The sequence below is a fragment of the Klebsiella sp. I138 genome (assembly GCF_051131765.1).
Classification (GTDB): Bacteria; Pseudomonadota; Gammaproteobacteria; order Enterobacterales; family Enterobacteriaceae; genus Klebsiella.
The window spans coordinates 544,937-557,124 of the sequence record NZ_CP180447.1 but is presented as its reverse complement, the minus strand read 5'-3'; the positions used below and the strand labels follow the sequence as shown (position 1 = coordinate 557,124).

The following is a 12,188-nucleotide window of genomic DNA, read 5'->3' as shown; positions in this document are numbered from 1 at the left end:
ATGATATCTGAACTCCAACACTGGCTGCGGCACATCGGCTTTCTGGTCAGAAAAGAGATCCTGACCATCGTTAAAGAACCCGCCAACCGGGCGATCCTGATTGCTCCCGTTTTCATGCAGGCCTTACTGTTTGGCTATGCGGCGACTTATGATGTTAACCACGTTGACTATGCCGTACTGGATCAAAGTCGTGGTCAGGCTTCAGCACAAATTCTCTCGCATCTGGACGGGACCGGCGTATTTAACCGCACCGCCACTCTGACGTCAGCGTCGCAAATTCAGCAGGTGGTGATGGACGGAAAAGCGCTAATGGTGCTGACGTTCCCGCCTGATTTTGAAAACAAGCTTAACCTTGGGCAGACGTCGCCGATGCAGGTGATTCTGGACGGGCGTAATTCGTCAACCGCCGGAGCCGCAGCGGGATACATCAGCGCCGTGGTCGCCGATTTTAATCAGCGCAAGACAGGAAACCTGTCACCCATCAATGTCGAGGTCAGGGCCTGGTATAACCCAAATCTTGAGTCACGCTGGGGACTGATGCCCACGCTGATTGCGGCGATCAGTATGATGCAAACATTGTTGTTATCGGCACTTTCTGTCGCCCGGGAGCGGGAGCAGGGAACCTTTGATCAGCTTCTGGTGACGCCATTTACGCCGATGCAGTTATTGATTGGTAAGGCCATTCCTCCGGTGCTGGTCGGATTACTACAGTCCACCATCATTCTGCTGGTTATCCTGTTGTGGTTCCAGATCCCGATGAACGGCTCGCTGCTTGTGCTCTATTTCGGGTTGCTCTGTTTTAACATTGCTGCTGTCGGTCTGGGGCTGTCTATTTCCGCCGTTTCCATCAACATGCAACAGGCGATGTTGTACACCTTCTTGCTGATCATGCCGCTGATGTTGCTTTCCGGATTGTTGACGCCGGTACAAACCATGCCTGCCGTTCTCGATACCCTGACGTACGCCAACCCACTGCGCTTTGCGATTGATCTGGTGCGCCGGGTGTATCTGGAAGGGGCTGGCTTAAGTGACGTCGCCTTTGATTTTATTCCCATGATTGCCATGACGGTCATCACGATGCCTCTGGCCGCGTGGTTGTTCCGTAACCGACTGTACTGATGCAGGAATTAAGATGAATAACTGTTTTTCCATTTTCACTCGTTACCCTTTATCCGCCGTGGCGACGGTACTGGCGATGAGTCTCATCAGTGGTTGTACCGTAGGCCCGGATTTTGAGAAACCAAAGGCAGAAGCGCCTACGGACTGGACAAGCTGGCGCAGCGGCGATGCCGCGTTGCACACGCTGCCGGGCGGTAGTGTTGTCACAGACAATCAGTGGTGGAAACGCTACAACGATCCTGTGCTCGACGCGCTGGTTGAAAAAGCCTTAACGGCGAGCCCGGATATTCGCAGCGCGACATTACGCTTTGCCAGCGCCCGCGCCCAGCAACAGATTGTGAATTCACAGCAAACCCCTGATATCAATGCCACCGGCAGCGTCACCCGCATCCAGCAGAGCGAGAACAGCCCCTCGACGCGTGCCCTGAAAGAAGCTCTGCCAAATCCGGATGAACTCATCAAACTGATGGCTGCACCGTCGAACTGGTATCAGGGCGGGCTGGACTTCTCATGGGAAATAGACCTGTGGGGACATGTACGCCGGGCGGTAGAAGCGTCTGACGCCGATGTCGAATCCCAGCAGGCAATGCTGGAGCTGGCGAGACTGAGCATTATTGGCGATGTGGTGAATAACTACTACAACCTGCGCGGTATTCAGCAACAAATCGAGCTCGCTAAGCAGGATGAAAACGCACTGAATGAGCGTCTTTCACTGATTGAGGCACGAACCGAAGGTGGAGCGCTGGATGAGACCACACAGGAAAGACAGCGTAGTGAACTGGCGGCGAACCGCGCGAACCTGATCGACCTGCAGGCCCAGGAAGGTGTGGCGATGAACCAGCTATTGCTGTTGCTCGACGAACGCCCTGGCGCGCTACAGCAGCAACTGCAATACCACGCAGACAGCCTGAAATCTGACAGATTGCCACCGCTGCAAATGGGGCTCCCGTCTGAAGTGGCACGTAACCGGCCTGACATTCGGGCGGCAGAAGCAAAACTGCATTCAGCAACGGCGAGAATTGGTGTCGCCGAGGCAGAACTCTATCCGAGCATCACGCTGGGCGCACGAATTGGGATGGATACCTACAGCGCGGATAATTTCACGGAGTGGGGCAGCCGCAGCTGGTCCGTTGGGCCGAGCCTGAATCTGCCGCTGTTTGACCGTGGTCGTCGTAAGGCAACGGTGGTGTTGCGGGAAACCGATCAGCAGCAGGCGGCGGTTGATTATCACAAAACCGTATTGAAAGCGTGGCAGGAAATAGATGATGCCTTAAGCCGTTATGCGGCGGCGCAACAAAAGCTTATTGAACAGCAGACGCGAGCGGACAGTGCAGGACAGGCGCTGACCCTAATCCAGGCGCGATATGATGGTGGACTCAGCAACTTTATCGATGTACTGGATGCGCAGCGCAGTAATATCCAGGCGCGACAGGCATTGGCCATGAGCCAGCGTGATGTGATGACGGCCTGGGCTGCAGTAAACCGAGCGGTGGGGAATTATCCACGTTAATGAAGGTTGTTGGAAAATGCTGGCTTTCTGCCAGCGCTACACCATGCGTTAGTTGATGATAAATTCAGAGGGGATTCGGACATGAGACTCAAGAACAAAGTTGCTATCGTCACCGGTTCGCACTTGATTAAACACAGAGACGCCAGGCAACGTCGGCTTTTGGCACAGAGCAGACTTTTTGAAGCTCACCCTAGCTACCCATCCTTCATATGTAGAGTTCACCATAGAACGATCAACACGTGAAGCGAAGCGTATAAGCCTATTTTAAGTAATCGGCAACGATGGGTGGTCATTCTAGCGGTCTTGACAGAAAGGAAATTCAGGTTTAGCTTATTTATTAGCCAGTTACTGGCAAAGGCGATCCCAGTCAGAGGAGCCATATTTAAGAAGCCCGCTTAAGGAAACTTAAGCGGGCTTTTTGCTTTTCTTCTCTGCGTTTTGTTCTTGAGCGCGGCAATCGAATGTTTCTTGTCAAAGTCTTCTCACTGTTACGGGAAGACTTCGTGCCGACTACCTCACAGGCTCTTGCACGCTCACTATCTCCAGTTTATCACCGTAGCGCTTTGTATCTTTAATCGCCCGCCGATCGTCAGTAATCACCCGGCTAATGGCATCCAGCCCACATACATGTGAGAATGCTTTGTGGCCAATTTTAGAGCTGTCCGCCAGCACAATTGTCTGGTTCGCCGCCGCTATCATCGCCTGTTTCACCGAGACTTCAACGGTATTGATATTAGTAATACCGCTATCAAAATGAACGCCTTCAGCGCCGAGAAATGCCCAGTCAGTATGCACGTTCGCAAACTTACTCAGGGTATCCGGTCCGACCAGGGTATACACATTATTGAGCATGACGCCGCCTGCAACGTGTAAAGTAATAGATGGATGCTGGGAGAGCTGCATGGCAATCATTAAATCGTTGGTAATCACGGTAATATTCTTTCTCTCCCGTAGCGCCACTGCCAGCTGATATACGGTTGAGCCATTATCAAGAATCAGCGTCTGACCATCTTTAATGCAGGCCAACGCCGCCTGAGCGATTGCACATTTGGCCTGAACGTTCATATCACGCCGCACGTTCCACGGGGAGTCGCCATCCAGTGAGTCCTGCTGAGGCAGGACGCCGCCGTGGGTACGCAGCAGGCGACCATTTTTTTCAAGAAAGGCTAAATCACGGCGAATAGTTGAGCTATCGACAGCAAAAAAAGCGGATAGCTCACCACTATTGATGTATCCCCGCTCATTGATCAGTTCGATAATTTGATTTCTGCGCTCTGTCGCGGTCATTGACTACAGCCCTTGTGATATGCACGATTTCGTGTGAATAGTAATAGTAATCAGCTAAATAAGCAAAGTCGCATCAGGGAGAAGCCGGGTTGCTCCCATTGCCCCGGCAGTGTCACCCAGCAGCGAAATGTGAATATTACGGTTGATTTCGAATCCCGCAGCACGCTGCAGAACGCTTTGCAGGCCTGGCGCGAACAATGGATAGAGTGATGCAGCACTGCCGCTCAATACCGTCGTGTCTGGGCCATATGCCATTAAGAGAGAACTTAACCCTTTTCCGACCTGCCGCCCATACTGATGAAATACGTTGGTTATTTCAGGAGACTGCCGGCAGATGTCCTGCCAGTCGGACAAAGATTGTCGCCGGTAATCGACCTCAGGTAACCGACACATCAGCTGAGTCTGTAACCAGCTGCGCGCGGCAAGGTTTTCCCAACACCCGGTCAACCCGCAGTAACAAAGCTGATCGTTATCACTGACAGGAATATGCCCTGCTTCCGGATGGCTTCCGTTTGCCATCCGAGACGGCTTACCGTGATCCAGCAGCGCAACGCCCACTCCCGTGCCCAGCGTCACCATCAACAACCGCGAGCTACCAATCCCCGCGCCAAAATGGCCTTCACCCAATGCAGCTGTCGTGGCATCGTTATCTATTTTAACCGGTACCTGCAGGCAACTTTCTAGTTCGGCTGTCAGGGAAAAACCGGAAAAGGCCGGTAAGGTATAGGGATTATCAATCACGCCACTGTCGGTATAAACCGGCCCGCTGGCCCCGATACCCACCCCATTAAGCCGCGTATCGTAGGGAAGCAAGCCGAGAATATGCTGGGCTAGCGTCGATACTCGCTGCCGAACAGTGAGAAAGGCAAACGATGCTGTCGGTATCGTCGTTGAGGCCAAAACGGCCTCTTCACACATAATAACTATCCTGATGCCTGTCCCTCCAATATCAAGGCCAGCACAAACATTTGACTGCATCATCTCAACCTACTCTCCCTACCATTTATGGCATCAGCGCCGATGGATTATCAGATTTTCACCGTAATTTTCTGTCCATAGAAAAACTTACCCGGCTCCAGACCTTTCGCTTTCGCCAATGCCACCGTCATGTGTTGGATATAGAGCATCCCACTAATCAGGCGGAGTAAGGTTTCGCCGGACGAGGTTAGCAGGTGTAATCCATTCCCGTAACGTTCAGGTCCAATTGTCACGACGGTTGTCCCATTGGCATCCAGCTCCTCTGCGAGACGAGCCAGCGTTTCACTGCCTTTATCGCCAATCAATAGTGCCAGCATCCCTTCGCCGGAGGTCTCCATTGGACCATGTCGAAACTCTCCGCCAAGATAACCTTCTGCGGTCATTTTACTGGCCTCTTTTAAAATCAGCGCCCCCGTCATGACCGTTGTGCCATCCGCTCCGGTACCGATCAATGCTATGCGCGGCTGTAAATGGCGAAATAACGTCTGGGTCAGAGGGTGGACGAAGGCATCTTCGGCAATTAGCCCGGCTATTTGCGGTAAATACGCAGTCAGCTCAGCCAGTAAAGGCGCTTCACTCTGCCCGGTCAGCGCCAGGAAAACACGATACTGCGCAACCAGCGTATTGAGATAGCTTTTAGCACTGACGGTAGCTTCATGACCGGATTTTAGCGTAACCAGAATATCGCTTTGCTTAGCCAGTTCGCTGGTTTCACCATTGGTGACGCCAATAATTGTTGCCGGGCGTTTATCTCCCTTCAGCACCTCCAGCAGAGCCACGATTTCACCACTCATCCCCGACTGGGACGTTAGCCACAGCAAGGTATCCGAAGTAATAAGCTCAGGCGTATCCAACAATTTCCCTGCATCCACACGCCATACTGGTAGCCCCATGGCCAGCAGCTCACGCTCTATCGGGATGGTCGCATAATCTGACGATCCCATACCCGATAGCACAATACGCCCGAAAGCGTGCAAATCTAATTCACCTAATGCCGGTGGTAAGGTGTAAGCGAGCTGCGCTTCAAGCGCATTCACCTGTTCCTGGAGATCGGCTTCATATGGACTGAATTGAACTGGCATAAGTAAACCCTCTTGGTTAATCATATCCTCATGCTATACGCACGATTTCGTGCAGTCAATAACAAAAAAGCGCGACAAACATCACGTAACGCGCGAATTATCGTGTAAACACACGACAACAAGCATTGACTTGCACGATTTCATGCAAGCATACTTCTCCACGAAACACTTTCACAACATTTGATAAATTCTTCTAACAATAGATCAGGAGTTTTCAATGAAAGCCGATCGTTCTCCCATCGGGCAAGAAACGGGTTTGCAGCGTAACTCGATTGGCCTGCCAACCGTTTTGATGCAAAGTATTGCGCAGATAGCTCCCGCAGTGGGAGTACTGACCACTATCGCATTTAATAGTCAGCAGGCCGGTCTGAGCGCACCTTCCGCTTATATCGTGGCTTTTATTATCGGCCTTATCGTGGCGGTTTCACTGGCGCAATTAGGTAAACACTTTCCATCTGCGGGCGGGTTTTATACCTACGTTAGCGCCACTGTCGGCCCAAGTGCAGGTTTTATCGTCGGCTGGATGTACTCATGGATTGTGGCTCTGATACCGGGTGGGCTGGCCGCCTATACCGGGTTTGTCATGCAAAATGAAATTGCCAGAAACTACGGAATTAACATTCCCTGGCAGGCTATCACTTTCTTTATTTTGATTCTGGTTGGAACTGTTGCCTATAAAGGCATTAAAACCTCCGGCAAAATGCTGACCATTTTGTCCGTTTTTGAAATTTTAATTGTCGCGGCACTGGCTTTATGCGGCCTGCTTTCGCCTGGTGAAGGCGGCGTCACATTTGCAGGTTTTCTGCCGACCAGCAGCCCAACATCGCACGGTTTTTTCCTCGCTGTTGTTTTATCCATCTTTGCATTCACGGGTTGGGAAGGGGCGGCAGCCGTTGCTGAAGAAGCGCGAAACCCGCGGAAGGTGATTCCGCAGGCAATCGTTGGCTCGGTCATTTTATTGGGTATTTTTTATGTTTTCTGCGCATGGGGGATTCAGTCTGGCTGGGGGATCGCCCATATGGATACGCTGGGAGCCGCAACGGATAACCCGGCATTAACCGTCGCACACCGTCTATGGGGGCCAGCCTGGGTACTGGTATTGCTGGCGTTACTGAACTCTGGCATTGCCGTCTGTATTGCCTGCACCGTTGATGCCACGCGCAACTGGTTTGCCATGGCTCGTTCAGAAACCATGCCGGTATGGCTGAAAAAAGTACACCCCCGGCATCGTACGCCGCACATTGCGATTCTTACCCAGACGCTGTTAAGTCTGGTTATTGGCCTGGTTGCCGGCTCTTGTGTTGCCCCCGACCAGGTGTTCTTTATGCTGGCAACGCTCGCGACCATTATCTACGTATTCGTCTACATTATGGGCAACATCGGCGTTATCCGTTTCTTCACCACGACCATGCGTAAGTCGTTAAGTATCACGATGCATATCCTGTTCCCTGTATTTTCCAGCGCTGTCCTGCTGTGCGTTCTCTACTATTCTCTGTTCCCTTTACCCGAACCGCCGGTCGGTTATGCCCCGGTTGCCTTTGCCGGGCTGTTGCTCATCGGCTTATGGCGCTTATACAAGCTGAAAAGCAGCGGCCAGCGCCGTTGGGAAGCACTCTCGCTGTATGTTGTCGCTAATGAATCCGATCACACCGATATAACTTCATCGTCCAGACAGCAATCCGTATCTATTAAGTCATAAGAGTCAGGTTAACAAACATGGTTAAACATATTCAGCAGTTCGATTATCTGGTAATTGGCGCAGGTTCCGCAGGCTGTGTAATGGCGAACAGGCTCACTGCTAATCCTGACACACGCGTCTGTCTGATTGAGGCCGGTCCGCGAGATAACAGCATTTTTATCAAGATGCCCGCAGCGCTGACCTTCCCCATTGAGAGCGATGTCTATAACTGGAAATTTGAAAGCGAACCAGAAACTGAACTCGGCGGCAGAACCATTGGTCAGGCGCGTGGACGCTGTCTGGGCGGCAGCTCATCTATCAATGGGATGGTGCATGTTCGTGGCCACCACCAGGATTACGATAACTGGAAAAACCTTGGGGTCAGCGGCTGGGATTTTGCCGACTGCCTCCCCTATTTCAAAAAACTGGAAAACTTCGAAGAGGGTCGAGACCCTGAACGCGGCGGTAATGGCCCGATCTCCGTAACGCGCAGTAAAGCCGATCATCCTTTATATCAGCGCTTTCTCGACGCAGGCCAGCAATTTGGTCTGAAAAATGCCGGGGACTACAACAGCGGCGCCCAGGAAGGCGTGCACGTCACCCAGGCGACAATTCGTAACGGAGTGCGTTGCAGCACCAGCCTTGCCTATCTAAAACCGGTCGCAAACCGACCGAATCTGACCGTGATGACCGACTGTCTGGTGGAGCGCATTATTTTTTCTGGCACAGAGGCCATCGGCGTGACCGTACAGCACGGCGGATCGCGTCAGGACATTCATGCGTCCCGCGAGGTCATTGTGTGTGCGGGAAGCATTGGTTCTCCTCATCTGCTCCTGCTTTCAGGGGTCGGCGATCGTACGCAGCTTAGCGAGCATGGTATAGCTCCCGTTGCCCATCTTCCGGGTGTCGGCGCCTGCCTGCAAGATCATGTCGTCGCTCCCCTGCGCTTTCGTTCCCCGGAAGGCGTTTCTATTTGCAAGCAGCTTAATATGTTGGGACGTCTCAAGCTCGGGGCCGAATGGTCGTTATTTAAGTCAGGGTTAGGCGCAACCAATTTCTTCGAAGTGGGGGCTTTTTTTAAAAGCAGCGACGAGGTTGACTACATCAATATGCAGCATGAGTTCTTACCCTTCCTGGCCGATTTTCAGTCCGGAAAAGTGCATATCGCCGATGGATTCCAGTATTTTGTCAGCCAGATGCGCCCTTACAGTCGGGGCTCTGTCTCACTACGTTCGTCCGACCCTCGTCAAAAGCCCGTGATTCGCTTCAACTATTTAACTGACAGGCGAGACGTAACCGAAATGGTTCAGGGAATAAGGAAAACGCTGGAAATGGTTCATCAGCCAGCATGGAACGGTTACCTGAGCGGTTTTGTCGACACGCCTTCTCTGTCGGCAAGCGATGAGGAGATCGAATCCTGGCTCCGTCGGGTCGCAAATACCGAACATCATCCAACGAGCACCTGCCGTATGGGGAACGATGACATGGCGGTAACGGATAATCAGGGCCGGGTCCATGGCCTGTCAAAATTACGTATCGTCGACGGGTCTATCCTGCCACGTGTTCCCACCGCCAATATCAATGCCCCTATTATTATGGTGGCAGAGAAAATTGCGGCCGAAATGATCCGCTAATGTCCGCCGGTGGCGATACGCATCGTCACCGGGTTATTTCGTGATAGGTTTTTCTGCTTACTTGAGCTGACAATATATTTCCCGGCGGGCGTTCGAGGGCATGAACTCATCACGCAAGTGAGCAACTGTTTATCGGAAATCATTCCTGTTCGACACCGAAACGACAGAAAAACCGCAAGGGGATATATGATGAGGTCATATCGTTAGCTTATTCTTTCATTTCATTGCCGGACGCCGGACCGCGAGCAGGCGTATCATTTCCTCCCGGCGGGGATTATGATAAAGCCCATTATCATTTCGATGTGCGGTGATTGAGAAATAAATGGATCTTATCGGCATTATTATGTCGGCGGGAAAATCCTCCGTTGATGTCGCGCTATATACGCTATTACCCATTATGGTCGTCATGCTGATGATCATGAAATATCTGGAAGTCCGCGGCATACTGGATGTTATCGTTCGCTGGGTCGCCCCTCTGCTCAAACCTTTTGGCCTTAGTGGAATGAGCGCATTCGCCTTGATTCAGATAAACTTCGTTAGCTTCGCCGCTCCGCTGGCAACGCTGGCCATTATGGATAAACGCGGCGTCTCGGACCGGCAGATGGCCGCAACGCTCGCCATGGTCTTTGCCATGGGACAGGGCAACGTCTTCTACCCTCTCACCCCCTTTGGCCTGCACTGGATGGCCTCGATTGCCATTTCGATTATCGGCGGTTTATGCGCCGCAGCGGTGACCTGGCACGTCACCGGTCGCCGTCTGTCGGTGGTGGAGAATGCCCGTGCCGAAGCGCTGCCGAACGCAGAGCAAAACAGCCAGGGCGTGATTGCCGTCATCAACAATGCGGGGGCCGATGCCATCCGTCTTGCGCTCGGCGCAGTACCGATGCTGATCCTGTCATTAACCATTGTCGGAGTCATGCAGGCCGCCGGTCTCATCGAAATGCTCCAGCACCTGCTGATGCCGCTGCTACAGTGGTTGCATATTCCGGCCAACTTCGTCCTTCCTGCACTGGTGAAATGTCTCGCTGGTGGGACGGCTTATTTCGGCGTGATTTCAGAATTAGTTCAGCAAGGCAAAGTCACCGTCAGCCAACTCAATGCCTCCGCCGGGCTGCTCGTTCAGACCTTTGATCTTCCCGGTATCGGCATTTTTTTGGGTATCAGCTCCCGCTTTGTACGCTTGTTCCGCTTTGCCGCTTCCGGCGCAATAGCGGGTATTCTGGTGCGAACTATTCTGCACGTGACCCTATTCTGACCCGGGCGCGTCTGCCGCAGCGTTAATGCAGGCCATCTTGTCAGGCTGGCCCGCGCACGCCAGAGAGCGATTGATACGCGCCATCATATAAGGAAAGAACGGGTTCGAGGTGACGCGCATCAAGGTATCGATACCGACGTTCAGGGTCGCGGTTTCACCTCGTAGCGAAATAGTACCGAGGCTAATACCGTAGCGATTTTTCTCCGTCGGCTCGCGCCCGTACAGTGAATCGCTGAGCGGGAACGGCACCGCAACGTGCGAGAGCGAATACATATCCTGCGGCCAGGCAATATGCAGCGGAGTCACGCTATCGGTTCGCTGGCCGGCCGGCATTTCGCGCGCGACCGTCTCGTTGGTGGCAGGCCCGGCGTTGGTAATCACCGTGACACCATAGCGACGCGGCGCCGGCGGCAACAGGGTGCTGACGGCCGAGTAGAGCGACGGCCGGAAAAACGCGCGTAAATTCGCCGCCTGATTAATATCAAAAATAACCAGCTCACTGCCGTTAGCGGGTAAAAAACGATACAGGGAATCGACCACCGCGCGAGTGCTCACCGTTGAGTCCATCACCGACTGGAAGGTCAATACCGGCGAAAGCCTGGCAATTTGCTGGCTGCGTGATGCCCGAATAATTTGCCGCTGTAGCGCCTGGGTTAACAACCACGACTGTCGGGCCGCGTTCACCGGAAATGAGTTGTATTTATAAGGATTAAACTCAGGTACCACATTCAGCCAGGCCGCACGCGCAAAGGCCGGGAAAATCGCCGGGAAACCGGCGAGTCCGGCAAATCGAGCATACGCGGTCACGCCAATCATCGGCGACAGCAGGACCAGCTGCTGAGGCTGACGCAGCGATTTATCCTCCAGTCCATCGAGCGTATATTTCAGCGCCAGCGCCCCACCGTTAGAATATCCAACCAGATACAGCGGGGTATCGGGCCCCGCCAGCCGCGTTGCTTCCCGCACCGCCAGGCGCGTCGTCGCCATCCACATTTCCCAGCTTACGCGAGTCAGCGCCCCCGGGGCCGTACCGTGCCCGGGCAGGCGTGGTACAACCGCAACAAATCCCTGCTGCTGGAAGTTCTGCGCCAGATAACGCACGCTATAGGGGGAGTCCGTCAGACCATGCAGCAAGACCGCCGCTCCGCGCGGTGTCCCCTGAGGTAACAACACAAATGACTGGTTCCAGTCAGGCTGAAACTTTTGCGGATAAACCCGGCTTTGCGCGTAAAACCGGTTAAGCGGCGTTTTTTCATCGTCCTGGAGGGCATCGGTGATGTTATGACGCATATCACTAAAAATAGCCGCCTCATGGACCTGATAATCGGCAAAGGTCGCCCGCTCAAGCTCATCGACCGTCATTTCATCGGCAGACCAGGTATGCCACCGATGCAACTCCGCACCGCGTTGTGATTCATAAATACGACCAATAAAAAAGGCCAACGCCACCACGGCCAGCCCGATGGCAATTTTTTTTACAAGAGACGCGATTTTTAAGCCAGACTTATTCAGACGTCGCTTAAAACGTATTATTGCCATATCACTATCCGTTTATTTTTGCCCAACACGGTTTCTGACACAATCTTGCCCTTTCTATCAAAGGTGAAGCTTGCCTTTTTAAACATAGATTAAACCAATGGACCAT

9 protein-coding genes are annotated in these 12,188 nt (G+C 52.9%); 5 read left to right on the top strand and 4 right to left on the bottom strand.

Annotated elements, in window-relative coordinates; genetic code table 11:
- Both ACMYSK_RS02470 and ACMYSK_RS02465 read left to right on the top strand, forming a co-directional pair.
- Positions 1-1,119 carry an ABC transporter permease gene (locus tag ACMYSK_RS02470; protein WP_434639968.1) on the top strand — a complete coding sequence of 373 codons (1,119 nt, stop codon included), beginning with the start codon at positions 1-3 and terminating at the stop codon, positions 1,117-1,119.
- Positions 1,120-1,132: 13 nt separating this feature from the next.
- Positions 1,133-2,629 carry an efflux transporter outer membrane subunit gene (locus ACMYSK_RS02465; RefSeq protein WP_434639966.1) on the top strand — a complete coding sequence of 499 codons (1,497 nt, stop codon included), beginning with the start codon at positions 1,133-1,135 and terminating at the stop codon, positions 2,627-2,629.
- Between the two features lie 510 nt (positions 2,630-3,139).
- On the opposite strand, the gene ACMYSK_RS02460 is transcribed toward ACMYSK_RS02465, so the two are convergent.
- From ACMYSK_RS02460 to ACMYSK_RS02450, 3 genes are all read right to left on the bottom strand, one after another.
- Positions 3,140-3,916, bottom strand: a complete 777-nt coding sequence (locus ACMYSK_RS02460) for a DeoR/GlpR family DNA-binding transcription regulator (protein WP_434639964.1) — start codon at positions 3,914-3,916, stop codon at positions 3,140-3,142.
- Positions 3,917-3,970: 54 nt separating this feature from the next.
- On the bottom strand, positions 3,971-4,834 hold the full coding sequence (locus tag ACMYSK_RS02455) for an ROK family protein (RefSeq protein ID WP_434639962.1): 864 nt from the start codon (positions 4,832-4,834) through the stop codon (positions 3,971-3,973).
- A 110-nt stretch (positions 4,835-4,944) separates the two neighbouring features.
- Positions 4,945-5,976, bottom strand: a complete 1,032-nt coding sequence (locus tag ACMYSK_RS02450; RefSeq protein ID WP_434639961.1) for an SIS domain-containing protein — start codon at positions 5,974-5,976, stop codon at positions 4,945-4,947.
- Between the two features lie 217 nt (positions 5,977-6,193).
- Here ACMYSK_RS02450 and ACMYSK_RS02445 point away from each other — a divergent pair, with 217 nt between their 5' ends.
- The 3 genes from ACMYSK_RS02445 to ACMYSK_RS02435 all read left to right on the top strand — a co-directional run bounded on the left by ACMYSK_RS02445 (position 6,194) and on the right by ACMYSK_RS02435 (position 10,543).
- Positions 6,194-7,675, top strand: a complete 1,482-nt coding sequence (locus ACMYSK_RS02445) for an APC family permease (RefSeq protein ID WP_434639959.1) — start codon at positions 6,194-6,196, stop codon at positions 7,673-7,675.
- Positions 7,676-7,692: 17 nt separating this feature from the next.
- A complete protein-coding gene (locus ACMYSK_RS02440) occupies positions 7,693-9,288 on the top strand; it encodes a GMC family oxidoreductase (RefSeq protein WP_434639957.1) in 1,596 nt (531 codons plus the stop codon).
- Positions 9,289-9,610: 322 nt separating this feature from the next.
- Entirely contained in the window at positions 9,611-10,543 is a 933-nt protein-coding gene (locus ACMYSK_RS02435) for a nucleoside recognition domain-containing protein (RefSeq protein WP_434639955.1), read from the top strand.
- On the opposite strand, the gene ACMYSK_RS02430 is transcribed toward ACMYSK_RS02435, so the two are convergent.
- Entirely contained in the window at positions 10,535-12,082 is a 1,548-nt protein-coding gene (locus ACMYSK_RS02430) for an alpha/beta hydrolase (protein WP_434639953.1), read from the bottom strand. The genes ACMYSK_RS02435 and ACMYSK_RS02430 overlap by 9 nt on opposite strands.
- Positions 12,083-12,188 lie beyond the last annotated feature (106 nt).

Excerpts from the sequence above, each read along its gene's own strand:
- ACMYSK_RS02470 (WP_434639968.1), top strand. The coding sequence starts at position 1 with ATGATATCTGAACTCCAACACTGGCTGCGGCACATCGGCTTTCTGGTC.
- ACMYSK_RS02465 (WP_434639966.1), top strand. The coding sequence starts at position 1,133 with ATGAATAACTGTTTTTCCATTTTCACTCGTTACCCTTTATCCGCCGTG.
- ACMYSK_RS02460 (WP_434639964.1), bottom strand. The coding sequence starts at position 3,916 with ATGACCGCGACAGAGCGCAGAAATCAAATTATCGAACTGATCAATGAG.
- ACMYSK_RS02455 (WP_434639962.1), bottom strand. The coding sequence starts at position 4,834 with ATGTGTGAAGAGGCCGTTTTGGCCTCAACGACGATACCGACAGCATCG.
- ACMYSK_RS02450 (WP_434639961.1), bottom strand. The coding sequence starts at position 5,976 with ATGCCAGTTCAATTCAGTCCATATGAAGCCGATCTCCAGGAACAGGTG.
- ACMYSK_RS02445 (WP_434639959.1), top strand. The coding sequence starts at position 6,194 with ATGAAAGCCGATCGTTCTCCCATCGGGCAAGAAACGGGTTTGCAGCGT.
- ACMYSK_RS02440 (WP_434639957.1), top strand. The coding sequence starts at position 7,693 with ATGGTTAAACATATTCAGCAGTTCGATTATCTGGTAATTGGCGCAGGT.
- ACMYSK_RS02435 (WP_434639955.1), top strand. The coding sequence starts at position 9,611 with ATGGATCTTATCGGCATTATTATGTCGGCGGGAAAATCCTCCGTTGAT.
- ACMYSK_RS02430 (WP_434639953.1), bottom strand. The coding sequence starts at position 12,082 with ATGGCAATAATACGTTTTAAGCGACGTCTGAATAAGTCTGGCTTAAAA.